The 26,284-nt window shown below is 64.5% G+C and carries 28 protein-coding genes and 1 riboswitch; of the genes, 22 read left to right on the plus strand and 6 right to left on the minus strand.

Annotation, left to right across the window (positions count from 1 at the left end; genetic code table 11):
• Positions 1 to 89 precede the first annotated feature (89 nt).
• The 3 genes from relA to FS665_RS22025 all read left to right on the plus strand — a co-directional run bounded on the left by relA (position 90) and on the right by FS665_RS22025 (position 3,838).
• Positions 90 to 2,330 (plus strand): GTP diphosphokinase, encoded by a 2,241-nt coding sequence (relA, locus tag FS665_RS22015; RefSeq protein ID WP_145193296.1) that lies wholly within the window; start codon positions 90 to 92, stop codon positions 2,328 to 2,330.
• Positions 2,331 to 2,438: 108 nt separating this feature from the next.
• Positions 2,439 to 3,272, plus strand: a complete 834-nt coding sequence (gene mazG, locus FS665_RS22020; RefSeq protein WP_145193378.1) for a nucleoside triphosphate pyrophosphohydrolase — start codon at positions 2,439 to 2,441, stop codon at positions 3,270 to 3,272.
• A 26-nt stretch (positions 3,273 to 3,298) separates the two neighbouring features.
• On the plus strand, positions 3,299 to 3,838 hold the full coding sequence (locus tag FS665_RS22025) for a DUF2058 domain-containing protein (protein WP_145193298.1): 540 nt from the start codon (positions 3,299 to 3,301) through the stop codon (positions 3,836 to 3,838).
• Positions 3,839 to 3,883: 45 nt separating this feature from the next.
• Here FS665_RS22025 and FS665_RS22030 read toward each other — a convergent pair whose 3' ends face one another.
• The 4 genes from FS665_RS22030 to purM all read right to left on the minus strand — a co-directional run bounded on the left by FS665_RS22030 (position 3,884) and on the right by purM (position 6,666).
• Positions 3,884 to 4,066 carry a hypothetical protein gene (locus tag FS665_RS22030; RefSeq protein WP_145193300.1) on the minus strand — a complete coding sequence of 61 codons (183 nt, stop codon included), beginning with the start codon at positions 4,064 to 4,066 and terminating at the stop codon, positions 3,884 to 3,886.
• Positions 4,067 to 4,235: 169 nt separating this feature from the next.
• Positions 4,236 to 4,946, minus strand: a complete 711-nt coding sequence (locus FS665_RS22035) for a DUF3108 domain-containing protein (protein WP_145193302.1) — start codon at positions 4,944 to 4,946, stop codon at positions 4,236 to 4,238.
• Positions 4,947 to 4,954: 8 nt separating this feature from the next.
• Positions 4,955 to 5,608: a phosphoribosylglycinamide formyltransferase gene (purN, locus tag FS665_RS22040; RefSeq protein ID WP_145193304.1), complete on the minus strand. Its 654-nt coding sequence runs from the start codon at positions 5,606 to 5,608 to the stop codon at positions 4,955 to 4,957.
• Positions 5,608 to 6,666, minus strand: a complete 1,059-nt coding sequence (purM, locus tag FS665_RS22045; RefSeq protein WP_145193306.1) for a phosphoribosylformylglycinamidine cyclo-ligase — start codon at positions 6,664 to 6,666, stop codon at positions 5,608 to 5,610. Before purM ends, purN begins: the two co-directional genes overlap by 1 nt.
• 258 nt (positions 6,667 to 6,924) lie before the next feature.
• Here purM and FS665_RS22050 point away from each other — a divergent pair, with 258 nt between their 5' ends.
• The 5 genes from FS665_RS22050 (at position 6,925) to FS665_RS22070 (ending at position 11,359) form a co-directional block, all read left to right on the plus strand.
• The gene (locus tag FS665_RS22050) at positions 6,925 to 7,986 is read left to right on the plus strand and encodes a DUF2066 domain-containing protein (protein WP_145193308.1); all 1,062 of its coding nucleotides are present in this window, start codon (positions 6,925 to 6,927) and stop codon (positions 7,984 to 7,986) included.
• 12 nt (positions 7,987 to 7,998) lie between these two features.
• Positions 7,999 to 9,072, plus strand: a complete 1,074-nt coding sequence (locus FS665_RS22055) for an AI-2E family transporter (protein ID WP_145193310.1) — start codon at positions 7,999 to 8,001, stop codon at positions 9,070 to 9,072.
• Between the two features lie 141 nt (positions 9,073 to 9,213).
• Positions 9,214 to 9,921, plus strand: coding sequence for a DnaA regulatory inactivator Hda (gene hda / locus FS665_RS22060; protein ID WP_145193312.1), 708 nt, complete (start codon positions 9,214 to 9,216; stop codon positions 9,919 to 9,921).
• A 127-nt stretch (positions 9,922 to 10,048) separates the two neighbouring features.
• A complete protein-coding gene (locus tag FS665_RS22065) occupies positions 10,049 to 10,687 on the plus strand; it encodes a C40 family peptidase (protein WP_145193314.1) in 639 nt (212 codons plus the stop codon).
• A gap of 138 nt (positions 10,688 to 10,825) precedes the next feature.
• Positions 10,826 to 11,359: a C40 family peptidase gene (locus FS665_RS22070; RefSeq protein ID WP_145193316.1), complete on the plus strand. Its 534-nt coding sequence runs from the start codon at positions 10,826 to 10,828 to the stop codon at positions 11,357 to 11,359.
• 24 nt (positions 11,360 to 11,383) lie between these two features.
• On the opposite strand, the gene FS665_RS22075 is transcribed toward FS665_RS22070, so the two are convergent.
• The gene (locus tag FS665_RS22075) at positions 11,384 to 12,700 is read right to left on the minus strand and encodes a sorbosone dehydrogenase family protein (protein ID WP_145193380.1); all 1,317 of its coding nucleotides are present in this window, start codon (positions 12,698 to 12,700) and stop codon (positions 11,384 to 11,386) included.
• A gap of 127 nt (positions 12,701 to 12,827) precedes the next feature.
• Positions 12,828 to 13,046: riboswitch (cobalamin riboswitch) on the plus strand.
• A 121-nt stretch (positions 13,047 to 13,167) separates the two neighbouring features.
• Between FS665_RS22075 and cobO the strand changes: the two genes are divergently transcribed.
• From cobO to FS665_RS22135, 13 genes are all read left to right on the plus strand, one after another.
• A complete protein-coding gene (gene cobO, locus FS665_RS22080; RefSeq protein ID WP_145193318.1) occupies positions 13,168 to 13,779 on the plus strand; it encodes a cob(I)yrinic acid a,c-diamide adenosyltransferase in 612 nt (203 codons plus the stop codon).
• Entirely contained in the window at positions 13,776 to 15,071 is a 1,296-nt protein-coding gene (locus FS665_RS22085) for a cobyrinate a,c-diamide synthase (protein WP_145193320.1), read from the plus strand. Before cobO ends, FS665_RS22085 begins: the two co-directional genes overlap by 4 nt.
• A complete protein-coding gene (gene bluB / locus FS665_RS22090; protein WP_145193322.1) occupies positions 15,068 to 15,718 on the plus strand; it encodes a 5,6-dimethylbenzimidazole synthase in 651 nt (216 codons plus the stop codon). The genes FS665_RS22085 and bluB overlap by 4 nt, the downstream gene beginning before the upstream one ends.
• Positions 15,715 to 16,623, plus strand: a complete 909-nt coding sequence (gene cbiB / locus FS665_RS22095; RefSeq protein ID WP_145193324.1) for an adenosylcobinamide-phosphate synthase CbiB — start codon at positions 15,715 to 15,717, stop codon at positions 16,621 to 16,623. Before bluB ends, cbiB begins: the two co-directional genes overlap by 4 nt.
• Positions 16,616 to 17,608, plus strand: a complete 993-nt coding sequence (gene cobD / locus FS665_RS22100) for a threonine-phosphate decarboxylase CobD (protein ID WP_145193326.1) — start codon at positions 16,616 to 16,618, stop codon at positions 17,606 to 17,608. The genes cbiB and cobD overlap by 8 nt, the downstream gene beginning before the upstream one ends.
• A complete protein-coding gene (locus tag FS665_RS22105; protein ID WP_145193328.1) occupies positions 17,605 to 19,059 on the plus strand; it encodes a cobyric acid synthase in 1,455 nt (484 codons plus the stop codon). Before cobD ends, FS665_RS22105 begins: the two co-directional genes overlap by 4 nt.
• A gap of 1 nt (position 19,060) precedes the next feature.
• The gene (gene cobU, locus FS665_RS22110) at positions 19,061 to 19,582 is read left to right on the plus strand and encodes a bifunctional adenosylcobinamide kinase/adenosylcobinamide-phosphate guanylyltransferase (protein WP_145193330.1); all 522 of its coding nucleotides are present in this window, start codon (positions 19,061 to 19,063) and stop codon (positions 19,580 to 19,582) included.
• Complete coding sequence (gene cobT, locus FS665_RS22115) at positions 19,579 to 20,634, plus strand: nicotinate-nucleotide--dimethylbenzimidazole phosphoribosyltransferase (RefSeq protein ID WP_145193331.1); 1,056 nt, start codon at positions 19,579 to 19,581, stop codon at positions 20,632 to 20,634. The genes cobU and cobT overlap by 4 nt, the downstream gene beginning before the upstream one ends.
• Complete coding sequence (gene cobC / locus FS665_RS22120; protein WP_145193333.1) at positions 20,631 to 21,188, plus strand: alpha-ribazole phosphatase family protein; 558 nt, start codon at positions 20,631 to 20,633, stop codon at positions 21,186 to 21,188. Before cobT ends, cobC begins: the two co-directional genes overlap by 4 nt.
• A gap of 1 nt (position 21,189) precedes the next feature.
• Positions 21,190 to 21,918: an adenosylcobinamide-GDP ribazoletransferase gene (locus tag FS665_RS22125; protein WP_145193335.1), complete on the plus strand. Its 729-nt coding sequence runs from the start codon at positions 21,190 to 21,192 to the stop codon at positions 21,916 to 21,918.
• 110 nt (positions 21,919 to 22,028) lie between these two features.
• Positions 22,029 to 23,231, plus strand: a complete 1,203-nt coding sequence (locus FS665_RS22130; RefSeq protein WP_145193337.1) for an MFS transporter — start codon at positions 22,029 to 22,031, stop codon at positions 23,229 to 23,231.
• Positions 23,228 to 23,350 (plus strand): hypothetical protein, encoded by a 123-nt coding sequence (locus tag FS665_RS23780; RefSeq protein ID WP_256675127.1) that lies wholly within the window; start codon positions 23,228 to 23,230, stop codon positions 23,348 to 23,350. The genes FS665_RS22130 and FS665_RS23780 overlap by 4 nt, the downstream gene beginning before the upstream one ends.
• Before the next feature lie 46 nt (positions 23,351 to 23,396).
• Positions 23,397 to 23,948, plus strand: a complete 552-nt coding sequence (locus tag FS665_RS22135) for a glutathione peroxidase (RefSeq protein WP_145193339.1) — start codon at positions 23,397 to 23,399, stop codon at positions 23,946 to 23,948.
• Positions 23,949 to 24,959: 1,011 nt separating this feature from the next.
• Here FS665_RS22135 and FS665_RS22140 read toward each other — a convergent pair.
• A complete protein-coding gene (locus FS665_RS22140) occupies positions 24,960 to 25,220 on the minus strand; it encodes a DUF2798 domain-containing protein (RefSeq protein WP_145193341.1) in 261 nt (86 codons plus the stop codon).
• 117 nt (positions 25,221 to 25,337) lie between these two features.
• Here FS665_RS22140 and FS665_RS22145 point away from each other — a divergent pair, with 117 nt between their 5' ends.
• Complete coding sequence (locus FS665_RS22145; protein ID WP_145193343.1) at positions 25,338 to 26,267, plus strand: LysR family transcriptional regulator; 930 nt, start codon at positions 25,338 to 25,340, stop codon at positions 26,265 to 26,267.
• Positions 26,268 to 26,284: the final 17 nt, after the last annotated feature.

The following is a 26,284-nucleotide window of genomic DNA, read 5'->3' on the forward strand; positions in this document are numbered from 1 at the left end:
GGTCCCTTGGTGCGGCTTCCACGGAAGCGAAGCTGCACGGTGATAGCCAGTGCACCCGTGTGGTGCGCTGTATGGAAAGGTAAAACAAGATGGTACAGGTGAGAGTGCACCAGCCGGTCAATACCGACGGCAGTATCAATCTCGATGCATGGCTCGATCATGTGGTGAGCGTCGATTCGGCACTGGATCGCGTGGCGCTCAAGGAGGCGTGTGATTTCGCCCAGGAGATCGAGAAGAAAGGCAACCCGGCCAAGCATTCCTGGGCCGACGGTACTTCGAGCTTCCAGGCAGGCCTTGAGATCGCCGAGATCCTTGCCGACCTCAAGCTCGACCAGGACTCGCTGGTCGCGGCGGTGATCTATCGCTCCGTGCGCGAAGGCAAGGTCACCCTGGCCGAAGTTGGCCAGCGTTTCGGCCCGGTGGTATCCAAGCTGATCGACGGCGTGCTGCGCATGGCGGCCATCAGTGCCAGTCTGAGCCCGCGGCAGTCGCTGGTGCTCGGTTCGCAGGCGCAGGTCGAGAACCTGCGCAAGATGCTCGTGGCCATGGTCGACGACGTGCGCGTGGCGCTGATCAAACTGGCCGAGCGTACCTGCGCGATCCGCGCGGTGAAGTCCGCCGATGATGAAAAGCGCCTGCGCGTCGCGCGCGAGGTGTTCGACATCTACGCGCCTCTGGCCCATCGGCTGGGCATCGGCCACATCAAGTGGGAGCTGGAGGACCTGTCTTTCCGCTACCTGGAACCCGATCAGTACAAGCAGATCGCCAAGCTCTTGCACGAGCGCCGGCTCGACCGTGAGCGCTTCATCAGCGATGTGATGAACCAGCTGCAGAACGAGCTGTTGGCCACAGGGGTCAAGGCCGATATCAGCGGCCGGGCGAAACACATCTATTCGATCTGGCGCAAGATGCAGCGCAAAGGCCTGGAATTCAGCCAGATCTACGACGTGCGTGCGGTGCGCGTGCTGGTGCCTGAGGTACGCGACTGCTACACCGCGCTGGGCATCGTACACACCCTGTGGCGGCACATTCCCAAGGAGTTCGACGATTACATCGCCAACCCCAAGGAAAACGGCTACCGCTCGCTGCACACCGCGGTGATCGGCCCGGAAGGCAAGGTGCTGGAAGTGCAGATCCGTACCCACGGCATGCACGAAGAAGCGGAACTGGGGGTCTGCGCCCATTGGCGCTACAAAGGCACCGACGTCAAGCCAAGCTCCAACCACTATGAAGAGAAGATCTCCTGGTTGCGCCAGGTGCTGGAGTGGCATGAGGAGCTCGGCGACATCGGCGGCCTGGCCGAGCAACTGCGGGTCGACATCGAGCCCGACCGGGTCTACGTGTTCACCCCCGATGGCCATGCCATCGACCTGCCCAAGGGGGCCACGCCGCTCGACTTTGCCTACCGCGTGCACACCGAGATCGGCCACAACTGCCGGGGCGCGAAGATCAACGGGCGCATCGTGCCGCTCAACTATAGCCTGCAGACCGGCGAGCAGGTCGAGATCATCACCAGCAAGCACGGCAATCCAAGCCGCGACTGGCTGAACTCGAACCTTGGCTACGTGACCACGTCGCGGGCCAGGGCAAAGATCGTGCACTGGTTCAAGTTGCAGGCGCGCGACCAGAACGTCGCTGCCGGCAAGACCTTGCTCGAGCGCGAACTCAGCCGCCTGGGCCTGCCCCAGGTGGATTTCGAGCGCCTGGCCGAGAAGACCAACGTCAAGACCGCCGAGGACATGTTCGCCTCGCTCGGTGCCGGTGACCTGCGCCTGGCGCATCTGGTCAACGCCGCGCAGCAGTTGCTCGAGCCTGAGCGCATCGAGCAGATCGAGCTGGTGCCGCGCAAGCCGAGCGGTCCGCGCACGGGCAAGCGCGGCGATATCCAGATCCAGGGCGTCGGCAACCTGCTCACGCAGATGGCCGGCTGCTGCCAGCCGCTGCCGGGCGATGCGATCGTCGGCTACATCACCCAGGGTCGTGGGGTCAGCATCCACCGCCAGGACTGCGCCTCGGTGCTGCAACTGGCCGGGCGTGAGCCGGAGCGGATCATCCAGGTCAGCTGGGGGCCGATTCCGGTGCAGACCTACCCGGTCGACATCGTCATTCGTGCCTATGATCGACCAGGGTTGCTGCGCGACGTCTCGCAGGTGCTGCTCAACGAGAAGATCAACGTGCTCGCGGTCAACACCCGCTCGAACAAGGAAGACAACACCGCGCTGATGTCGCTGACCATCGAGATTCCTGGCCTGGACGCGTTGGGGCGTCTGTTGGGCAGGATTTCGCAGTTGCCGAACATCATCGAAACGCGGCGTAATCGTACCCCTTGAACCGCGGCGCCTGCCGTCCCAGGTTCCGTGCACCGCGTGGTAGGTGCACGGCTGCTGGTGGCGGCGGGGCTGTTCGCCAAGCGCCTGCCATCGAAGGACCCGCCTGACATGACCTACTCCCTCGACGACCTGCTGCACCTCATGGCCCGGCTGCGCGACCCGCAGTACGGCTGCCCATGGGACTTGAAGCAGAACTACGCCAGTATCGTCCCGCATACCCTCGAAGAGGCCTATGAAGTGGCCGATACCATCGAGCGAGGCGATTTCGAGCACCTGCAGGGTGAGCTCGGTGACCTGCTGTTCCAGGTGGTCTACTACAGCCAGCTGGCCCGCGAAGAAGGCCGCTTCGAATTCGCTGGCGTGATCGATGGCATCACCCGCAAGTTGATCCGTCGTCATCCCCATGTATTCCCCACCGGCGAGCTCTACGCCCCGCTGGATACACCGAGCCTGAGCGAAGCCCAGGTCAAGTCTCGCTGGGAAGAGATCAAGGCCCAGGAACGCGCGGAAAAGACCACCCCCGAGCAGCTTTCATTGCTCGATGATGTGCCGGCGGCATTGCCTGCATTGGCGCGGGCAGCCAAACTGCAGAAGCGCGCGGCCACCGTCGGCTTCGACTGGCCCGCGGCGTTGCCGGTGCTGGACAAGGTGCGCGAGGAACTCGACGAGGTGTTGCAGGCCATGGCCGACAACGACGCCGATGCCCTCGAAGATGAAGTGGGCGACCTGCTGTTCGCTGCAGTCAACCTTGCCCGACACCTCAAGCAAGACCCGGAACACGCCCTGCGCCGTGCCAACCGCAAGTTCGAGCGGCGCTTTCGCTTCATCGAACAGGCCCTGCGTGACAGCGGACGGGCGATCGAACATTGTGACCTTGACGCGTTGGATGCCCTTTGGGGCGAAGCCAAACGTCAGGAAAAGAACCTGCCCAGCTGCGGCTGAGCTGTTGCATAAGTGAGTGAACATTCATGAGCCTTTCCCTTCGCGACCAATTGCTCAAAGCCGGTCTGGTCAACCAGAAACAAGTCTCGCAAACCAACAAAGCCGAGAAGAAACAGAAACGCCTGCAGCACAAGGGCCAGGCCGAGGTCGACGATACCCAGCAGCGGCTGGCCAAGGAAGCCATGGCCGAAAAGGCCAAGCGTGACCAGGAGCTCAACCGCCAGCAGCAGGAAAAGGCCGAGCAAAAGGCCCGCGCCGCGCAGATCAAGCAGTTGATCGAAGCCACGCGCCTGCCCAAGCTGACTACCGAGGACTACTACAACTTCGTCGACGACAAGAAGGTCAAGCGCATCGCCGTCAACGCCCTGATGCGCACGCGCCTGAGCAACGGCGCTTTGGCTATCGTCTCGCACGGCGGCGGTTACGAAGTCATCCCGCGGGAAGCGGCAGTGAAGATCCAGGAGCGCGATGCCAACCGCATCCTGCTGCTCAATTCCCATGTCGAGGAGGCCGATGAAGACGATCCGTATGCGGCCTACAAGATCCCTGACGATCTGATGTGGTAAACGAAGAAACCCCGCCTCGGCGGGGTTTTCTTCATAAAGACGGTGTCACTGCGTGGTGCGCTGGTTTTCCTGGGTTTCCAGCTCCGCTCGGTACTGATGGGCTTCGTGTTCGTTATGGAACATCCCCACCAATTGGCCCTGCTGGTGCACATCCCAGATCCGCACGCCAGCGGCCAGGCCTTCGTGGGACATTTTCGATTCGTCGCGTTCGGTTACTTGGACTGTCATCGGTAAACTCCACTTTTTCAGTTGGCTGCGACACTCTGTCGCACACCCCCTTTATAGAGTTTGTTAGCAGCCTAAGTAAATAAAACGCCCATGAAACAAGTTTCATGAAGCCCGCGCAAAAGAAAGCCCCGCACTGAGCGGGGCTGTCTAGGAAGGGGCTTGCGCGGTATCAGTTGCCTTTGACCGACTTGCCGTCGACCGTGCCATCCTGCAACACGATCACGTATTCCTTGCCGTCAGTCTCGACCTGGCGCAACTGCACCAGTAGGTAGTCCCAGTCCTTGGCGAACCACAGTTCGGTGATGCGCTTGCTTTGGCTTGGGTCGCGCACACGTTCGACTTTCACCGCCTCGACCTGACCGGTCTTGGTGGTGACCTTCTCCGTGCCCAGCACGCGGAAATCGTAGTTGTCGATTTCGTCACCATCGACCACTTGGTAGGTCATGCTCTTCTTGCCGGCCGCCACGTCATGCTGCAACGCCAGCTGATAGGACGACTTGTCCAGCACGCCACGGTTGAGTGGCAGGGTGACGGCATCGCCGCGGTCGCTGCCGGTGACCTTCTTGGCGTTCCAGTCGAAGGTCAGGTCGACCTTCTTCGCCTTGCCCAGCCCGCCACGTTCGAAGTGATACTTCTGCGGCAGCAGGGTGTCGTTTTCAAGGCGCAGGGTGCTTTGCTCGGTCAGGCTGGCGATCATCATCGACGCCTTGAAGTTCAGGTCCCAGGTGCCGTTGGCATTCTTGACCAGGCTGCGCTCGGCAGTGCCGCTCATGGGCAGTTGCTTCCAGTCGGCGGTGTAGCTTGCCGAGAAGGGCTTCAGGTCAGCTGCCTGGAGGGGCAGGGCAAGCACGGCGAGAGCCATTAGCAGGGCACGACGCATAAATTCTCCTAGGGACGGATCATGTGACCACTGGCCGGCAGCGGTTGGTCATCCAGTAACGCACCCTGTTCACCCAGGCGCAAGCGGCCTTGGGCAAACCAGTGCACTGCCAGCGGGTAGACCTGGTGTTCCTGATGATGAACCCGTTGGGCCAGGCTTTGAACCGTGTCATCAGGCAGTACCGGTACTACAGCCTGTACGACCAAAGGCCCGCCATCGAGTTCCTCGGTGACGAAATGCACGCTGCAGCCGTGCTCGGCATCGCCTGCCTCAAGGGCCCGGCGATGGGTGTGCAGGCCCTTGTAGCGCGGCAGCAGGGAGGGGTGGATGTTCAGCAGGCGGCCCTGGTAGTGACGCACGAACTCGCCACTGAGAATCCGCATGAAGCCGGCCAGTACCACCAGGTCCGGGGCGAAGCCATCGATGCGCGCCATCAGCGCGGCATCGAAGGCTTCACGGCCGTCGAACTGGGTGTGGTCGAGCACCACGCTGGCGATACCGGCCGCCTCGGCCCGTTGCAGGCCATAGGCATCGGCGCGGTTGGACACCACGGCGACGATGCGCAGCGGAGCATCCGCCGCGCGGCAACTGTCGATCAAGGCTTGCAGGTTGCTGCCGGAACCCGACAGCAGTACCACTACATTGCACGGCTCGCTCGGCATCAGTGTGCCTTGAGGTTTTGCAGCTCGACCTGGGCGGCGCCTTCGGCGGCTTCGGCGATGTGGCCGATCACCCATGGCTGCTCACCGGCGGCGCGCAGTTCGTTCAGGGCAGCATCGACCTGATCCTGGGCCACGCAGATGACCATGCCGACGCCGCAGTTGAGCACGCGGTGCATTTCGTGTTCGTCGACGTTGCCTTTTGCCTGCAGGAAGTCGAACACCGCCGGGCGCTGCCAGCTGGCCACGTCGACCACGGCCTGGGCATTTTTCGGCAGCACGCGTGGGATGTTGTCGAGCAGGCCGCCACCGGTGATGTGGGCCATGGCCTTGACCGCACCGGTGTTCTTGATCAGCTGCAGCAGTGGCTTGACGTAGATGCGCGTCGGGGCCATCAGCAGGTCGGCCAGCGGCGTGCCATCGAGCTGGGTGTTGTCGATGTCGGTGGCGGAGACTTCGAGGATCTTGCGGATCAGCGAGTAACCGTTGGAGTGGGGGCCGGAGGACGGCAGGGCGATCAGTGCATCGCCAGTGGCAACCTTGGAGCCGTCGATGATCTCGGCCTTTTCCACCACGCCGACGCAGAAACCGGCCAGGTCGTAGTCTTCGCCCTCGTACATGCCTGGCATTTCAGCGGTTTCACCGCCGACCAGGGAGCAACCGGCCAGTTCACAACCAGCCCCGATACCGGTGACCACGGTCGCGGCCACGTCGACGTTGAGCTTGCCGGTGGCATAGTAGTCGAGGAAGAACAGCGGCTCGGCGCCGCACACTACCAGGTCGTTCACGCACATGGCGACCAGGTCTTGACCGATGCTGTCGTGCTTGTTCAGGTTCAGCGCCAGGCGCAGCTTGGTGCCGACGCCGTCGGTGCCGGAGACCAGCACCGGCTGCTTGTAGCCGGCCGGGATCTCGCAGAGGGCGCCGAAGCCGCCCAGGCCACCCATGACTTCAGGGCGTGCGGTGCGTTTAGCCACGCCCTTGATGCGTTCGACCAGTGCTTCGCCGGCGTCGATGTCTACACCGGCGTCCTTGTAGCTCAGGGAGGGTTGCTTGCTCATTGATCCAGGCCTTTAAGAGGGAGGGATTCGTAAAAACGACCTTGATGCCGAAGGCAACCGCGAGGCGCAGCTGGCTGAAGCGTCAGTGTCTGTGAAGGCGCGCGATTTTATCAGGGTTGCCGTGCAGCGGCCATCCTCAGGCCGACGGGCAGAGCCGTAAATTGCTAAATAGATAGTGAATCTTTCACCGCGCAACTGGTTACCCGGGGGCCCCATGTATAAGGTATAGGCATTGCGCCAAGCGGACAGGAATCCCCCATGCGTCTATCGAAGTTTCTGGCAATTGGTTGCCTTTCCCTGATGTCGGCCAGCGCCCTGGCTGAAAATGTCGCCGGGCTCTATCAAGTGCGCGAGCCGCTCGAAGGGCAGGGCGCCGAAGCCCGCAGCGCCGCCACGGTAAAAGCGTTCGACACCCTGGTGCTGCGCCTGACCGGCGATCCCAAAGCTGTGCAGAACCCAGGCCTGGCCGGCCTGCGCAAAGACCCGCAACAGCTCATCAACCAAGTTGGCAGCGAAGCTGGGCCCCCGGAGTCGGTGTCGGTCGAGTTCGACCCCGGCAGCACCGAGCGGGCGCTGCGCAAGGCGGGGCTGGCGCTGTGGGGCAGCAATCGGCCGTCGATCCTGGGCTGGTGGCTCAATGAAAACGCCGAAGGCAGCAACCTGGTCGGCGACGGCCAGGCCAGCGCCCAACCGCTGCGCCGCGCCGCCCAGCACCGGGGGTTGCCGCTGCGCCTGCCGTTGGCAGACCTGCAAGAGCAACTGGTGGCCAATGCCAAGCAGCTCGACGGCAGTGATCCGGCCCCACTGCGCGAAGCCTCCGAGCGCTACGGTGCCGATGCCCTGCTGGCCGTGCACGCGCAAGAGAGCGACGGCAAATGGCAAGGCAAATGGCAGCTGTGGGTAGGCGAGCAGCGAGAGCAAGGCAGCGCTGAAGCGCCCGACCAGGCCGCCTTGGCCGATGCCGTGATGCTCGCCGTGAGCAGCCGCCTGGCACCGCGCTACGTGATCAAGGCCGGGGCCAGCAGCCAGTTGCAGGTGCAGGTGCAGGGCATGAACCTGCAACGTTATGCCGAGCTCGGTCGCGTCCTCGAACCCTATGGCCCGCGCCTGCAACTGGCCGACGGCGGCACCCTGACCTATGCCGTGAGCGGTAACCCTGAGCAACTGCGCGCGCAACTGGGGCTGGCCAAGCTGCAGGAGCTGCCGGCCGAACAGGCCGTTACGGCGCCCCCCGCGCCAGCCCCGGCAGATGCAAGCGGGCAGCCGCAAGCGCCCGTCAGTCCAGCCAAGCCGTTCGACGGCTTGCGTTTTCGTTGGTAAGGAGATCGACCTGTGACTGACTCGCGTCGTTGGATCTGGCTGGGCGCCGCTCTGCTGCTGGCGGTGCTTCTTTATAGCCTGCACAACATCCTCACGCCGTTTCTGGTCGGCATTCTGCTGGCCTACCTGGCCGACCCGCTGGTCGATCGGCTCGAGCGCCTTGGGTTCTCGCGAACCTGGGGAGTGGTCGCGGTATTCGCCCTGTTCACCTTGATCATGCTGGCGCTGCTGCTGGTATTGGTGCCGATGCTGGCAAAACAGCTGGTTCGCCTCTATGAGTTGGCGCCGCAGATGCTGGATTGGGTACAGCACGTGGCGCTGCCGTGGGTACAAACCAAGCTGGGCCTTGCTGACGGTTTCTGGAAATTCGACAAGATCAAGGCCGCCATCAGCGAGCACATGGGCCAGACCACCGACATCGTCGGCATGGTGCTGTCCCAGGCCACGGCGTCGAGCCTGGCGCTGATCGCCTGGCTGGCCAACATGGTGCTGATTCCGGTGGTGGGCTTCTACCTGCTGCGGGACTGGGACCTGATGATGGCCAAGCTGCGCAGCTTGCTGCCGCGTCAACGGGAGTCGCAGATCGTCGGCCTGGCCGGTGAATGTCACGAAGTGCTGGGGGCGTTCGTGCGCGGACAGTTGCTGGTAATGGTCGCCTTGGGCTTCATCTACTCGGCCGGCTTGATGCTGGTGGGGCTGGAGCTCGGCCTGTTGATCGGCATGCTGGCGGGCCTGGCGGCGATCGTGCCCTACATGGGCTTCATCATCGGCATCGGTGCCGCGCTGGTGGCAGGGCTGTTCCAGTTCGGCGGCGATCTGTATCCGATGCTGGGCATCGTTGCCGTGTTCATGGTCGGCCAGGCGCTGGAAGGCATGGTGTTGACGCCGCTGCTGGTGGGCGATCGCATCGGCCTGCATCCGGTGGCGGTGATCTTCGCCATTCTGGCTGGCGGTGAGCTGTTCGGCTTCACCGGCGTGTTGCTGGCCCTGCCAGTGGCGGCGGTGATCATGGTGCTGGTGCGCCATGTGCACGATCTGTACAAGGAATCGGACATGTACGCTGGCGATGCCGACCCAGAGCTGTAGGCAGTGGCGCTCGCGTGCCGCGCAAGCCTTTGATTTTGCTTGGGCTATTTGCAAGCGTGATTGTGCGGCCTGCGATGCGGGTATAGACTTTGCAGATTGTTCCTCAAAGGCCCCCTGCGGTCTTCCCGACTGCCCGCGAGCATGAAACCACCGATCCAGTTGCCCCTGGGTGTGCGTCTGCGCGATGACGCCACCTTCATCAACTACTATCCGGGCGCCAATGCTGCGGCGTTGGGCTATGTCGAGCGGCTTTGCGAGGCCGACGCCGGCTGGACCGAGAGCCTTATCTACCTGTGGGGCAAGCAGGGCGTGGGCCGCAGTCACCTGCTGCAAGCCGCCACTCACCGCTTTCAGCAACGCGGCGAACCTGCGGTTTATCTGCCGCTGGCGCAGTTGCTCGAGCGTGGCGTCGAGCTGCTCGATTACCTGGCGCAATATGAACTGGTCTGCATCGACGATCTGCACGTGATCGCCGGCAAGGCAGACTGGGAAGAGGCGATGTTCCACTTGTTCAATCGTCTGCGCGACAGCGGTCGGCGCCTGCTGCTGGCCGCTTCGGCTTCACCGCGTGAACTCCCCATCAAGCTGCCCGACCTCAAGTCGCGGCTAACCCTCGCCCTGGTCTTCCAGATGCGCGGGCTGTCCGACGAAGACAAACTGCGCGCCCTGCAATTGCGGGCCTCGCGCCGTGGTCTGCACCTGACCGATGAAGTCGGCCATTTCATCCTCACCCGCGGTACCCGCAGCATGAGCGCGCTGTTCGATCTGCTCGAACGGCTCGATCAGGCCTCGCTGCAGGCTCAACGCAAGTTGACGATCCCTTTCCTGAAGGAAACCCTCGGCTGGTAAGGCCCGGAAACACTGGGCTTTACAGGGCAAAACGAAAAAGTCACATCTTTTTCGATAAAATTTGCAAATGGCCATGATAGAGGGCATAGTCTCCCCCTTCCAAAGGACTACAGACACGGTCGTGCTCATGCTCAAGCGCTTCGCACCCCTCGTGCCACTCGCACTCGTAACCCTGCTTTTTGGCTGCGCGGCTCAAGGCCCGGTTTCCCAGCCCCAGGATTACACCCCGGTTGTCTCGCAATCAGTCAGCAAGGCCAAGGCTTCGCCATCGGCGGTGTTCGGCGAAGAAGAGCAGGCCAGCGAAGATGACCTGCAGGCATTCTCCAGCAGCAAGCCTTATCAGCTGCCGGTGCTGGCAGACAGCATCCTCGAGCGCGGCATGTCGCTGATCGGCACCCGCTACCGCTTCGGCGGCACCTCCGAGGCGTCCGGCTTCGACTGCAGCGGTTTCATCGGCTACCTGTTCCGCGAAGAAGCCGGCATGAATTTGCCGCGCTCGACTCGCGAAATGATCAACGTCGATGCCCCGAAAGTTGCGCGCAACAAGCTCAAGCCAGGCGATCTGCTGTTCTTCAGCACCAATGGTCGCGGCCGCGTGAGTCACGCCGGCATCTACCTGGGTGACAACCAGTTCATCCACTCCAGCAGCCGCCGCAGCGGTGGCGTGCGCATCGATAACCTCGGTGATCGTTACTGGAGCAAGACCTTCATCGAAGCCAAGCGCGCCTTGGCCATGGCGCCAAGCACCAATATCGCGCGCAATTGATCGATCGATGCTGAACTCTTCCACGGCGGCGTAGCTCAAAAAAGCTCGCCGCCGTGCGCATTTACAGAAAGCGGCTAATCTAATTTCTCAACACTTTTTCCGCTGCTGCCGTGCGGTCTCAGACAGGACGTTCTGGCCATGAAGAAAATGGCGCGCTTCGCATTCATTTCCCTGGCGGCATTGCTGGCTGCCTGCTCCAGCCATGCCCCGGCGCCCGCCCCGGTGGTGCAGCCAACCATCACCTACACCCAGCCCGAAGGCTCGCCGTTGGCCGATGACGTGCTCATCCGTGCCATTGGCCTGGTCGGCACGCCCTATCGCTGGGGCGGCAATACCCCGGATTCCGGGTTCGATTGCAGCGGCCTGATTGGCTATGTCTACCGCGACGCTGCCGGCATCAGCCTGCCGCGCTCGACCCGCGAGATGATCGTGATGCGCGCGCCAACGGTGAACATCAATGCCCTGCAGTCCGGCGACCTGGTGTTCTTCGCCACCGGTGGCGGTTCACAGGTCAGTCACGCGGGGATCTACGTGGGTGAGGGCCGCTTCGTGCACGCGCCCTCAAGCGGCGGTACGGTGCGCCTGGACTACCTGTCCAACAGCTACTGGGCCAAAGCCTACCTGCAGGCCAAGCGCGTCATTAGCCAAGGCCATCTGGCACAAAACCCCTGAGCGAGCGGGGCCTTGGCCCAGCGCTCAAGGCGCCTTGCTGACCCGCCAGATCGTGTTGCCGACATCATCGGCGACCAACACGCCGCCTCTCTGGTCGCTGACCACCCCGACCGGTCGGCCTTGCGCCTTGCCTTGCGAATCGAGAAAGCCGGTCAGCAGGTCGATGGGTTCGCCCGCTGGTTTGCCGCTGCCGTCAAATGGCACGAAAATCACTTTATAGCCGCTGTGTGGCTTGCGGTTCCAAGACCCATGCTGGCCAACCAGGGCCCCGCGCTCGAAGGGCGCTGGCAGAACACCCGGCTCGATGAACGTCAGCCCCAACGACGCGGTGTGCGGACCGACGGCATAGTCGGGCGCCACGGCCCTGGCCACCTGCTGGGGATTGGGCGGTGACACCCGCGCATCCACATGCTGGCCGTAATAACTGTAAGGCCAGCCATAGAACGCGCCGTCCTTGAGCGAAGTGATGTAATCCGGCACCAGGTCGCTACCGATCTCGTCACGCTCGTTGACGGCCGTCCACAGCGCCCCACTGTCGGGTTGCCAGGCCAGCCCGTTGGGGTTGCGCAGGCCCGTGGCGAACAACCGGTGCCGGCCGCTGGCGGGGTCGATCTGCCAGATGGCGGCGCGGCCTTGCTCGTGCTCCAGGCCATTCTCGCCAACATTGCTGTTGGAACCCACGGTCACGTAGAGCTTGCTGCCGTCTGGGCTGGCAATGACGTTCTTGGTCCAGTGGTGGTTGAGCGGGCCCCCAGGAAGGTCGGTGACCTTGCGCCCCGGCTCGGTGAGCTGATCCACGCCAGGACGATAGTCGAAGCGGGTGAGCTGGTCGGTTTCGGCCACATACAGCGCATTGCCGACCAGCACCATGCCGAAGGGTGAATTGAGCCCCTCGATGAAGGTATGGCGTATTTCTGCCACACCATCATGGTCGGCGTCGCGCAGCAGGGTAATACGGTTGGCACTCGGCACGGCGGCGCCGGCACGCGCCATCGCCCGCTTCATGAGCCAGCCACGGATGCCCTTGCCGTCTTCGGGCTTGGGCGGGGCGTTGGTCTCGGCGACCAGTACATCGCCATTGGGCAATACATAAAGCCAACGCGGGTGATCGAGTTTGGCGGCAAACGCCAGCACCTGGGTGCCGGCTGCGGCCTTGGGCGTGACGCCGTCCGGCCAGGCGCTGGCGGGGGCGATATTGACGGTGGGAATCAGGCTGCGCTGTGGCGGCGGCAGTTGCGGGGAAGGGCCGCTGCCGGCATTGACGCTCAAGCGCGCGGTATCGGCGCAACCACCCAGGCTTGCGAGCAAGGCCCAGGGCAACAGCATCACGGTGCGCTTCATCATCGCAGCCCTCGTCGATGGGGTATGACCATCTGAGCCTGTCTGTCTCGTCAAGGTTCAGCGCGCTTGGCCTGCTCGGCCCAGGCAAGCTTGCGCTGCGATTGACGCTCCCGGTGCAACCCTCTAACCTTCGCGGCGTGTTTCAGGTGCCCTGCCAGCGTCGACTGGGCAGGGTGAAACTGGGAAGCCGGTGTGCGCCAGCAGGCGCGAGTCCGGCGCTGCCCCCGCAACGGTAGGTGAGTAGCGGTCGCGCAAGGCCACTGGGTGCAAGCCCGGGAAGGCGCGCAGGCCAGGGTTGAAGGCCCGCTCACGAGCCCGGAGACCGGCCTGATACTGCCAACGGCATCACGGAGGGTGATGCGCGGTGCACCGTGGCCAAGCGCTGCGGCATCTGCGCGTTCTCCGTATGCCTGCCTACTATCTGTCGCCCCACCTTCGATGCGTGGCGCCAGCCTGCGGAGAACCCCATGAGCGAAACCCCCGAACGCGACGAACGCCACTTGGCGCGCATGCAGCGCAAGAAGGCCGTCATCGACGAGCGCATCGCCAACTCCCCGAATGAATGCGGGCTGCTGCTGGTGCTGACCGGCAACGGCAAGGGCAAGAGCAGCTCGGCGTTCGGCATGCTCGCCCGCGCCCTGGGCCATGGCATGCAATGCGGCGTGGTGCAGTTCATCAAGGGCCGTAACAGCACCGGCGAGGAGCTGTTCTTCCGGCGTTTCCCCGAGCAGGTGCGCTACCACGTGATGGGCGAAGGCTTCACCTGGGAAACCCAGGATCGCCAGCGTGACATCGCCGCCGCCGAGGCGGCCTGGGCGGTGTCCCGGCAACTGCTGCAAGACCCGAGCGTGCAGTTCGTGGTGCTCGACGAGCTCAATATCGCCCTCAAGCATGGCTACCTCGATCTCGATCAGGTGCTCAGTGACATCCAGGCGCGGCCGCCGATGCAGCACGTGATCGTCACGGGCCGTGCGGCCAAGGCAGAAATGATCGAACTGGCCGACACCGTCACTGAAATGGGCATGCTCAAGCACGCCTTCCAGGCCGGGATCCGTGCACAGAAGGGCGTCGAGCTGTGAGAGACGCGCGCAGCTGCCCGGCCGTGCTGATCGCGGCACCGGCTTCCGGCCAGGGCAAGACCACGGTCACCGCCGCCCTGGCGCGGTTGCACCGCAACCTCGGTCGCAAGGTGCGGGTGTTCAAGTGTGGCCCTGACTTCCTCGACCCGATGATCCTCGAACGCGCCAGCGGCGCGCCGGTGTACCAGCTCGACCTGTGGATGATCGGTGCCGAGGAAAGTCGCCGCCTTTTATGGGAAGCGGCGCAAGACGCCGATCTGATCCTGATCGAAGGGGTAATGGGCCTGTTCGACGGTACGCCGTCCAGTGCCGATCTGGCGCGCCATTTCGGCGTGCCGGTGCTGGCAGTGATCGACGGCACCGCCATGGCCCAGACGTTTGGCGCGTTGGCCTTGGGCCTGGCACGTTACCAAGCGGACCTGCCGTTTGCCGGGGTGCTGGCCAACCGCGTCGGTAGCCTGCGCCATGCGCAATTGCTCGAGGGCAGCCTGACCGAGGGCCTGCGCTGGTACGGTGGCCTGTCGCGCGAGCGCGGCATCGAGCTGCCCAGCCGCCATCTGGGCCTGGTGCAGGCCAGCGAACTCAACGACCTGGATGCCCGCCTAGACGCTGCGGCGCAAGCGCTGGGCGACAGCTGCGACGCCGCTTTGCCACCCGCCGTCAGCTTTGCCGCGCCGGCGCTGCACACGCCCGCCCCATCGCTTGCCGGTGTGCGCATCGGCGTGGCGCGCGATGAGGCTTTCGCCTTCCTCTATGGCGCCAACCTCGACCTGTTGCGTGAGCTGGGCGCCCAGCTGGCGTTCTTCTCACCGCTGCACGACCAGGCGCTGCCGACTGTCGACGCGCTGTACCTGCCAGGTGGCTACCCGGAGCTGCATCACCACGCCCTGGCCGGCAACGCGCCGATGCTCGCGGCGATCCGCGCCCACCACGCCGAGGGCAAGCCGTTGCTGGCCGAGTGCGGTGGCATGCTGTATCTGCTCGACGCCCTGACCGACGTGGGCGGCGAGCGCGCCGAGCTGCTCGGTCTGCTGGGCGGAGAAGCGACCATGCAGAAGCGCCTGGCAGCCTTGGCCCTGCAAGCGGTGGAGCTGCCCGAGGGTACGCTGCGCGGCCACACCTATCACCATTCGCTGACCAGCACGGTCCTGCAACCGATTGCCCGCGGCCTGAGCCCCAATGGCGGGCGCGGCAACGAAGCGGTCTATCGCCTGGGCCGCTTGACCGCCTCTTACGTGCACTTCTATTTCCCCTCCAACCCTGATGCGACGGCGGCGCTGCTGCGGCCATGACTGACCACGCCTACAGCGCCGCCGAGCGCGCTGCGATCTACCGGGCCATTGGCGAGCGCCGAGACATGCGCCACTTCGCTGGCGGCACGGTGCCGCCCGAGCTGCTGGGGCGGCTGCTGGCCGCCGCACATCAGGCGCCAAGCGTCGGCTTGATGCAGCCCTGGCGCTTCATTCGGATCAGCCAGCCGGCACTGCGCGGGCGCATCCAGGTACTGGTGGAGCAGGAACGCGTGCGCACCGCCCAGGCGCTGGGCGAGCGCTCCGATGAATTCATGAAACTCAAGGTCGAGGGCATCGAGCAGTGCGCCGAGGTGTTGGTCGCCGCCTTGATGGACAACCGCGAGGCGCACATCTTCGGCCGTCGCACCTTGCCCGAAATGGACCTGGCTTCACTTGCCTGCGCGATCCAGAACCTGTGGTTGGCGGCGCGTGCCGAGGGGCTGGGGCTGGGCTGGGTGTCGCTGTTCGACCCCCAGGCCCTGGCCTCGCTGCTGGGCATGCCGGCGGGGGCCAAGCCGGTGGCCGTGCTGTGTCTGGGGCCGGTCGAGGCATTTTATGCGCAGCCTATGCTGGTCGAGGAAAACTGGGCCGAGCAGCGGCCGTTGAGTGACATGCTGTATGAAAACCATTGGGGAGAATGCCCATGAGCGTGGCTTTGCTGACCGTGGCCGGGGTCGCCCTGGATGCACTGCTGGGCGAGCCGAAGCGGCGCCACCCGTTGGTCGGCTTCGGTAACCTGGCATCGGCGTTGGAGCGCCGTTTGAACGCCGCCGGGCGCGGTTGGCGCAGCCATGGGGTGAGCGCCTGGTTCCTGGCCGTGGTGCCGCTGACCTTGCTGGCACTGATCCTGTCCTGGCTGCCGCTGATCGGTTGGCTGGTCGATGTGCTGGCGCTGTATTGCGCCCTCGGCCTGCGCAGCCTTGGTGAGCACGTGATGCCGGTCGGCGATGCCCTGCGCCAGGGTGATCTGGCCCAGGCCCGGCAACGGGTGAGCTATCTGGTCAGCCGCGAAACCGACGAGCTGGATGCGCCGGCCGTGGCCCGCGCGGCCACCGAGTCGGTGCTCGAGAACGGCAGCGATGCGGTATTCGCCGCGTTGTTCTGGTTCGTGGTGGCCGGGGCGCCAGGCGTGGTCTTGTACCGCCTGAGCAACACCCTGGATGCCATGTGGGGCTACCGCAACGAGCGTTTCGAGCGCTTCGGCTGGTGCGCGGCGCGGATCGACGACCTGCTCAATTACATCCCTGCGCGTTTGGTGGCACTGACCTACGCCGTGCTCGGCAAGACGCGCCTGGCTTTGGCCTGCTGGCGCCGGCAGGCGCCGCTGTGGGACAGCCCCAACGCCGGCCCGGTGATGGCCGCAGGTGCCGGTGCGCTGGGGGTCGAGCTGGGTGGCCCGGCGGTCTACCACGGCGAGCTGCACGAGCGTCCGCGCCTGGGTGAGGGGCCGGTGGCCGATGCCCAGTCCATCGCCAGCGGCTGGCACCTGGTGCAGCGCGGGGTATGGCTGTGGCTGTTGCTGATCTGCCTGGGGGCATACCTCGATGCTTGAGCACGGTGGTCGCCTGCTGCGGGCAATCCAGCACTATGGCATTGCCCGCGAGGAGTGGCTCGACCTGTCCAGCGGCATTGCCCCCTGGCCCTATCCGATTCCGCCGATACCGCTGCAGGCCTGGGCGCGCCTGCCGGAAACCGATGACGGCCTGGAGCAGGCCGCTCGGCAGTATTACGGGGTCAACCAACTGTTGCCGGTGGCCGGCTCGCAGGCGGCGATCCAGGCTTTGCCGACCCTGCGCGCGCCTGGGCGGGTAGGGGTGCTGTGGCCTTGTTACGCCGAGCATCCCCACGCTTGGCGGCGGGCCGGCCATGACCTGATCGAACTCAGCGAAGACCAGGTCGAGGCGCACCTGGACCAGCTCGATGTGCTGGTGCTGGTCAACCCCAACAACCCCACCGGCCAACGTATCGCTCGCGAACGCTTGCTCGCCTGGCACGCGCGCCTGGCCGCACGCGGCGGCTGGCTGCTGGTGGACGAAGCGTTCATGGACAACTCGCCGACGTGCAGCGTCGCTGACTGTGCCGAGCGTCCGGGGCTGATCGTGCTGCGCTCGTTCGGCAAGTTCTTTGGCCTGGCCGGCCTGCGCTTGGGCTGCGTGGTAGCCGAGCCCGGTTTGCTGCAGCGCCTGGCCGAGTTGCTGGGTCCGTGGACGGTCAGCGGCCCGGCGCGCTGGGTGGCGCAAACCTGCTTCGCCGACCACGCGGCGCATGCTGCCCAGCGCGAGCGCTGCGCCGTGGCCGCTGCGCACCTGGCCGCCACGTTGCAGCGCAGCGGCCTGGCGCCTGACGGTGGCTGCGACCTGTTCCAGTATGTGCGCAGCGAACGCGCCGCGTACCTGCATGACTTTCTGGCGCGCCGCGGCATCCTCGTGCGCCTGTTCGAACAGCCCGCCGCGCTGCGCTTTGGCCTGCCCGCCACTGCCGCCGAGCAGCAGCGCCTGGCCCAAGCGCTGAGCGACTATCAAGAGGAAATGGCATGACCACGCTCATGGTGCAAGGCACCACCTCCGATGCCGGCAAGAGCACGCTGGTCACCGCCCTGTGTCGCTGGCTGTTGCGCCAGGGCGTCGGCGTGGTGCCGTTCAAGCCGCAGAACATGGCGCTCAACAGCGCGGTGACGGCCGACGGTGGCGAGATCGGCCGGGCCCAGGCGGTGCAGGCCGAGGCCTGCCGCTTGGCCGCGCATACCGATATGAACCCGGTGCTGCTCAAACCCAACAGCGATACCGGCGCCCAGGTGATCATCCATGGTCGTGCGGTCACCAGCATGAACGCGGTGGCCTATCACGACTACAAAGCCATCGCCATGCAAGCGGTGCTGGCTTCGCACCAGCGGCTGAGCGCCGCCTACCCGGTGGTGATGGTCGAAGGCGCAGGCTCGCCGGCCGAGATCAACCTGCGCGCTGGTGACATTGCCAACATGGGCTTCGCCGAAGCCGTGGACTGCCCGGTGATTCTCATCGCCGACATCAACCGTGGCGGTGTCTTCGCTCACCTGGTCGGCACCCTGGAACTGCTCTCGGCGAGCGAGCAGGCGCGGGTCGCAGGTTTCGTCATCAACCGTTTTCGCGGTGACATCGCCCTGCTGCAGCCGGGTCTGGACTGGCTCGAACAGCGCACCGGCAAACCGGTGCTGGGCGTGCTGCCCTATGTCAGCGACCTGCACCTGGAGGCCGAGGATGGCATCGACACGCGCCAGGCGGCCAAGCAGGAGCAGGTGCTCAAGGTCATCGTGCCGGTGCTGCCGCGCATCAGCAACCATACCGACTTCGACCCGCTGCGCCTGCATCCGCAGGTCGATCTGCAATTCATCGGGCCCGGCCAGCCCATTCCCGCCGCCGACCTGATCATCCTGCCAGGCTCGAAAAGCGTACGCGGCGATCTGGCACAGCTGCGCGCGCGCGGCTGGGACACGGCCATCGCCCGCCACCTGCGCTACGGCGGCAAGTTGATCGGCATCTGTGGCGGCCTGCAGATGCTCGGCCGTGAAGTGCACGACCCGCTGGGCCTCGAGGGCAGCGCCGGTTCCAGCCCTGGCTTGGGCTTGTTCGACTACGTCACGCTGCTCGAGGCCGACAAGCAGCTGCGCAACGTTACTGGAACCCTGAGCCTGGAAGCGGCGCCGGTAGCCGGCTACGAGATTCACGCGGGCGTCACCCGTGGCCCGGCGCTGGAGCATCCGGCCGTGCAGCTTGCCGATGGCCGCTGCGATGGCGCGCGCAGCGCCGACGGGCAGATCCTCGCCACCTACCTGCATGGCCTGTTCGAGGGCACCGAGTCGTGCGCTGCGTTGCTGCGCTGGGCAGGGCTCGAGCAGGTGCAGAAGGTCGACTATGAGGCTTTGCGCGAACGCGACATCGAGCGCCTGGCGGACCTGGTCGAGCAGCACCTGGACACCGCGCGCCTGCGCAGCCTGTGTGGAGTCGCCTGACATGCGCAGCCTGATCCTCGGCGGCGCCCGCTCGGGCAAGAGCCGCCTGGCCGAACAACTGGCCAGTGACAGTGGCCTGGCCGTCACCTACATCGCCACCAGCGAGCCGCTCGATGGTGAAATGAACGAACGGGTGCGCCTGCACCGTCAGCGCCGCCCTGAACACTGGGCGCTCATCGAAGAGCCTTTGGCCTTGGCGGATGTCCTGCGTGCCCAGGCCGCTGAGGACCGTTGCCTGCTGGTGGACTGCCTGACCTTGTGGCTGACCAACCTGCTGATGCTCGACGACCCGCAGCGCCTGGCCGCCGAGCGCGAGGCGCTGCTCGACTGCCTGGAGCAACTGCCGGGCACGCTCATTCTGGTCAGCAACGAAACCGGCCTGGGCGTCGTGCCCATGGGCGAGCTGACGCGCCGTTACGTTGACTTGGCCGGCTGGCTGCACCAGGCCATCGCTGAACGCTGCCAGAGGGTCGTGCTGACCGTCGCTGGCCTTCCTCTCATGCTCAAGGGACCCGCTCTATGAACCCAGCCTGGTGGCGTGACGCCTGCCAACCCATCGACCACGCCGCCATGGACCAGGCTCGCGCCCGTCAACAGCAACTGACCAAGCCGGCCGGCTCGCTCGGCCAGCTCGAAGGCGTGGCCGTGCAACTGGCTGGCCTGCAGGGTCGGGAACGGCCCACCCTGGAGCAGGTTGCGATCACCCTGTTCGCTGGCGATCACGGCGTGGTCGAGGAGGGTGTCTCAGCCTACCCGCAAGCAGTGACCGGGCAGATGCTGCGCAATTTCGTCAACGGTGGTGCCGCGATCAGCGTACTGGCGCGGCAGCTGCAAGCCCGCCTTGAGGTGCTCGACCTGGGCACCGTTGACCCCGCGCTGGCGCTGGCGGGTGTGCGCCATCTGCACCTGGGCGCCGGTACCGCCAACTTCGCCCGCCAACCGGCGATGACCGATGCGCAGCTGCAAGGCGCCTTGCAGGCCGGTCGTGACAGCGTCACGCGCGCAGCGGCCACGGGCGCGCAGTTGTTCATCGGTGGCGAAATGGGCATTGGCAATACGACGGCCGCTGCTGCCGTGGCCTGTGTACTGCTGGCCTGCCCGGCAGGAGAGCTGAGCGGGCCAGGCACGGGCCTGGACAGCGCCGGCGTACAGCACAAGGCCGCGGTGATCGAACGCGCCCTGGCGCTGCATACGCTGCGCGCCGATGAGCCGTTACGCGCGCTGGCCTGCGTCGGTGGCTTCGAAATCGCCGCGCTCACCGGGGCCTACCTGGCCTGCGCCCAGCAAGGGGTTGCAGTGTTGGTGGATGGCTTCATCTGCAGTGTTGCCGCGCTGTTGGCGGTGCGCTTGAGCCCGCAGAGCCGCGCGTGGATGCTATTTGCCCACCAGGGCGCGGAGCCGGGTCACCAGGCCGTCTTGGCGGCGCTGCATGCCGAGCCGTTGCTGGCCTTGGGGTTGCGGTTGGGCGAGGGCAGCGGGGCTGCGCTGGCGGTGCCGTTGCTGCGCCTGGCGTGCGACCTGCATGGGCAGATGGCGACGTTCGCCGAAGCGGCGGTGGCGGATCGTCCGGCATGATGCTCGATCTGTTGCGCCATGGTGAAACGGAACAGGGCGGCGGCCTGCGTGGCAGCCTGGATGATGCGCTGACGGCCAAAGGCTGGGCGCAGATGCACGCTGCGCTGGCCTCGGCTGGCCCCTGGCAGGTGGTGGTCAGCTCGCCCTTGCAACGCTGCGCGCGATTTGCCGAGCAACTGGGCGTGCCGGTGCAGCTCGAGGCCGACCTGCAGGAGTTGCACTTCGGCGCCTGGGAAGGCCGCACGGCGCTGCAGATCATGCAGGACCAGGCAGACGAACTAGGCCGCTTCTGGGCCGACCCTTACGCGTTCACGCCGCCTGACGGCGAGCCTGTGGCCCGCTTCGCCGAACGGGTGCTGGGCGCGGTCACCCGACTGCAGCAGCAGCACGCCGGCAAGCGCGTGCTGCTGGTCACTCACGGCGGGGTCATGCGCCTGTTGCTGGCACGTGCCCGTGGTTTGCCCAAGGCGCAGCTGCTGCAGGTCGAGGTCGGCCATGGCGCCTTGGTGCGGCTGACCGTGGACGACCAGGGCGCGTTGCGCGAGGTGCTTTGACATGCTGCCATTCTGGATTGCCTTGCAGTTTCTCAGCAGCTTGCCTGTGCGCTTGCCGGGCATGCCTGAACCTCAGGCCATGGGCCGCTCGTTGTTGTTCTACCCACTGGTCGGGGCGTTGTTCGGCGCCCTGTTGTGGCTGGCCAGCCTGCTGCTGCACGGGGTGGCCGCGCCGCTTCAGGCTGCTCTGCTGCTGAGCCTGTGGGTGCTGCTCAGCGGTGCGCTGCATCTGGACGGCCTGGCCGACAGCGCCGACGCCTGGCTGGGCGGCTTTGGCGATCGCGAGCGCACGCTGCAGATCATGAAGGATCCGCGCAGCGGCCCGATCGCCGTGGTGACGCTGGTCTTGCTATTGCTGTTGAAATTCTGTGCCCTGTGGGTGCTCGTCGAACGGGGCGCGGGCGTGGCGTTGCTGTTGGCGCCGATCGTCGGGCGCGCGGCCATGCTTGGCTTGTTTCTCAGCACCCCCTACGTGCGCCGGGGTGGCTTGGGCCAGGCCCTGGCCGAGCACCTGCCGCGCACCGCGGCAAAGTGGGTGCTGCTGCTCAGCCTGCTGGCCTGTGTGGTGCTGGGCGGCGCGCAGGCCCTGCTGCCGATGCTGGCTGCGGCGCTGGTATTCGTGTGGTTGCGCAGATCGATGTGCACCCGCCTGGGCGGCGCTACCGGCGACACTGCCGGCGCGATGCTGGAGCTGCTCGAACTGACCGTGCTGGTGGGCTTGGCCGTCTGAGTGCAGCGTCGGCGCAGCGAGGATGAACGGCAACAGCGAAATTTCTTGCAACACTGGCCGTTGGAATCGGTTATACCTGCATGACCTTGCAATGGCTGGAGATAACAAGAATGAGTTCGGTATGGCGATCCAGTGGGTGGGTGTTGACTGGGGCAGCGTTGATCCTGGCACTCTCGCTTGGTGTGCGGCATGGTTTTGGCCTGTTCCTGGCGCCGATGAGCGCCGACTTCGGCTGGGGCCGTGAGGTATACGCGTTCGCGATCGCCCTGCAGAACCTGATCTGGGGCTTGGCCCAACCGTTTGCCGGCGCGCTGGCCGATCGGCTCGGAGCGGCTCGAGTCGTGATCATCGGCGGCATTCTCTATGCCGCGGGCCTGCTGTTGATGAGTACCGCCGATTCGGCGTGGTCGTTGTCGCTGAGCGCAGGCCTGCTGATTGGTATCGGCCTGTCGGGCACTTCGTTTTCGGTCATTCTCGGCGTGGTGGGTCGCGCAGTGCCAGCGGAAAAACGCAGCATGGCCATGGGCATTGCCAGCGCCGCCGGCTCGTTCGGCCAATTCGCGATGCTGCCCGGCACCCTTGGCCTGATCGAATGGCTGGGCTGGTCGGCGGCGCTGCTGGTACTGGGCCTGTTGGTGGCGCTGACCGTGCCCTTTGTCGGGCTGCTGCGTGACCAACCGCTGCCCAGCCACGGTGGCGAGCAGACCTTGGCCCAGGCGCTGCGCGAGGCCTGCTCGCACTCGGGATTCTGGTTGCTGGCGTTGGGCTTTTTCGTCTGTGGCTTTCAGGTGGTGTTCATCGGCGTGCACCTGCCGGCCTATCTGGTCGACCAGCATCTGCCGGCCACCACGGGCACCACGGTGCTGGCACTGGTCGGGTTGTTCAATATCGTCGGCACCTATACCGCAGGCTGGCTGGGCGGGCGGATGTCCAAGCCGCGCTTGCTGACCGCGTTGTATCTGTTGCGCGGGGTGGTGATTGGCCTGTTCCTGTGGTTGCCGGTCACGCAGCTGAGCGCTTACCTGTTCGGCATCGCCATGGGGCTGCTGTGGCTGTCCACCGTACCGTTGACCAATGGCACGGTGGCCACGGTATTCGGCGTGCGCAATCTGTCGATGCTGGGTGGCATCGTGTTCCTGTTCCACCAGTTGGGGGCATTTCTGGGCGGTTGGCTGGGCGGGGTGGTGTACGACCAGACGGGTAATTACGACCTGGTCTGGCAGATCTCGATCCTGCTCAGCCTGCTGGCTGCGGCGCTCAACTGGCCGGTGCGGGAGCGGCCGGTGGCGCGTTTGCAGGCGCAATCGGCATGAACCCCTCCCTGGCGCGTGGGTTGCTGTTGGCCGCGGGTGGGCTGTTGCTGGCCTTGGTCTGGTGGGGCTGGCAGCGCGGTGGGCTGGCGTTGATGCAGTTGGGCATGAGCGTCTGTTAGGCGCTACGCTGCAAGTTCATGGGCTGTATGGCTGGAGAGGCGAACGATGCGTGCACACTGGTGGTTGATGCCGTTGCTGGGGATGCTGGCGAGCGCGAGCGGTTGGGCGGCGGATTGCCCGGCGGCATTGCAGGGTAACTTGCCGGAGCTGCGCGGCAAGGGGCAGGTCGATCTGTGCCAGCGCTTTGCCGGCAAGCCGTTGGTGGTGATCAACACGGCGAGCTACTGCGGGTTCGCGCCGCAATTCGAGGGGTTGGAGGCGGCTTATCAGGCTTACCATGGCCAAGGGCTGGAAATGCTGGGTGTGCCGTCCAATGATTTCAAGCAGGAAGATGCCGACAGTGATAAGACGGCGAAGGTATGTTATGCCAACTATGGCGTTACCTTCACCATGACCAAGGCGCAGCCGGTGCGGGGCAGGGATGCGATACCGTTGTTCACCGAGTTGGCTCGCCAGAGCAGTGCGCCGAAGTGGAACTTCTACAAATATGTGGTTGATCGGCAGGGTAAGGTGATTGCCAACTTCTCCAGCCTTACCAAGCCTGATGATCCCGAGTTCCGCGCAGCAATCGAAAAGGCGATTGCCTCCAAACAATAATTACCGTAATCAGCAAAGCTTCTAGCTTCTAGCTTCTAGCTTCTAGCTTCTAGCTTCTAGCTTCTAGCTTTTGTTTTTGCTCTTGCTTCTAAGCGCGCGATAGTTCAGGCAACGCAAATTGCGACCTCAGGAGGCCGAGTGTAGGCGTCTGGAGGGCCCAGGGTGCGTAGCACCCCCGACGGCGTAGCCGGAGGACGCGAGCTGTACGACTTGCGAAGCAAGTTGTGGCCGCGCAGGGCCCGCAAGACGCCGGAGCGAGGGGACCCCGGAGCGCAGCGCAGGGGCCGGATGTGGGAGCGAGGGGTTTTTGGTTCCTTTTTGCCCCGTCAAAAAGGGACTCGCCGTAAAGGCGAAAAGGTGAGTGAGCGTCGCCTCTGCCAATGAATACCTACAACTAAGTCAAAACAGTCGCTGCTGTTAGCTTGCAAGTAAAGAGCAATAAGTAGGTAGTTGAAGTTTTAATAATCTTCAGTTGCAAGTTGCAAGTTGCAAGTTGCAAGTTGCAAGTTGCAAAAAGCAAGCAGCAAATAGCAAGTTGGATTTAGCAGCTTAGCTACAATGTTTTAATGCTATGGTCATGGCTTTTACGAAGCATGCGCATTCATTTGCGATGGTGGCGCATAGTCACCTTTCCGCCCTTACGGCGGCCTACTTTTTGCCGGGTCAAAAAGTAGGCAAAAACCCCTGGCTCCCACATCCGGCCCCTGCGCTGCGCTCCGGGGTTCCCTCGCTTCGGCGTCTTGCGGGCCCTGCGCGGCCACAACTTGCTACGCAAGTCGTACAGCTCGCGTCCTCCGGCTACGCCGTCGGGGGTGCTGCGCACCCTGGGCCCTCCAGACGCCTACGCTCGGCCTCCTGAGGTCGCATTTTGCGTTGCCTGAACTATCGCGCGCTTAGAAGCCAAAGCAACAGCAACAGCAACAGCAAAATCGATGGCGATGGCGATGGCGATGGCGATGGCGAAGATTAAAGCTTGATACGCTGCGAAGGCACGGCGCCTGCAGAGTGTTATCAATGCGGATGCACAGTGATAGCCACCAGTTTCATCACTACTGGACGCACCATCAACACACAAAAAAACGCCACCGGCATCGCCAGCTGGTATGCCTTCAATACATTTCCCAGATAGTCCGGATTCACCCCGGCTGTCGCGGCGGTGATCACGAAACACATCAGCAGCGCCATGATCGACGACATGTAGAACGCGAACACACACGGCGTGGCGCCCGCACGCAGTTTACGCCGGTTACGGGTAGTGGACAGATTGCTCATGCGATCTCCTGATCCATTAGGCTGGAGATCGCAGGTTAGCAACCGTTGCACGCCCCCTGTAGACCCGCGCTACTGAGTTCTTTATAAAGAGAAACTTACGAATCCAATAGGCCCGCCATGGACCTGCTCAATGCCATCCGCAGCTTCATCAAGGTCGCCGAAGCCGGCAGCATCGCCGCTGCTGCCCGCAACCTAGGCCTCAGCCCGGCGGCCGTCAGCCAGAACCTCGCGCGTCTCGAAGCACACCTGCAAGTGCGCCTCATCAGTCGCACCACCCGTAGTCTGTCGCTGACCCCCGCCGGGACCCAGTACTACGAACGCGTCCGCTACATCGAGCGCGACCTGGCACTCGCCGAACAAGCCATCAGCACACCCGAGGCCGAACCCCAAGGCCGGCTCTGCATAGCCTCCACCTCAGCCTTCGGCCGCCACATCCTGGCGCCCTTGATACCCGCATTCAGCGCCCGCTATCCTGCACTTTCGATAGAGTTGCTAACGACTGATCGCAAAGTCAATCACACACGTGAAGACATTGACGTCAGTCTGCGCATCACCCCGCAACTTGAAGATCACCTGCTTGCCCGGCGCATCGCCCGTATCCCTTTCACCTGCTGCGCCTCGCCCGGATACCTCGCCCGCATGGGTATCCCCACCACCCCAGAGCAACTGCGTGAGCACCGCTGCCTGGTGTTCCGCTACCCGGTCGATGGGCGCTTCCTGCGCTGGGGCTTCGTGCGCGACGGCATGCGCTTCGAGGCGCAGTTCGGCAACGTCCTGATCAGCGACGACATCGATGCCCTCACGCAAATGGCCCTCAACGATGGCGGCATCACCCGTCTGGCTGAATTCATCGTCAAACCGCACCTGGCCAGCGGCGCCCTGGTGCCGCTGTTCGAATACCGCGACAGCCGTCAGGTGTATGCCCAGACCGAGCCCATGGACATCTTCCTGTGTGTGGCAGACCGTTTCGCCATGACCGCAAAAGTTCATGCCTTCATGGACTACCTGCGTGACTGCCTGGGCGAGGAGTGGCGCGTGCAAGCATGAAAAAAACCGCCACGCGG

It is taken from the genome of Pseudomonas sp. URMO17WK12:I11, assembly GCF_007677725.1.
Lineage (GTDB): Bacteria > Pseudomonadota > Gammaproteobacteria > Pseudomonadales > Pseudomonadaceae > Aquipseudomonas.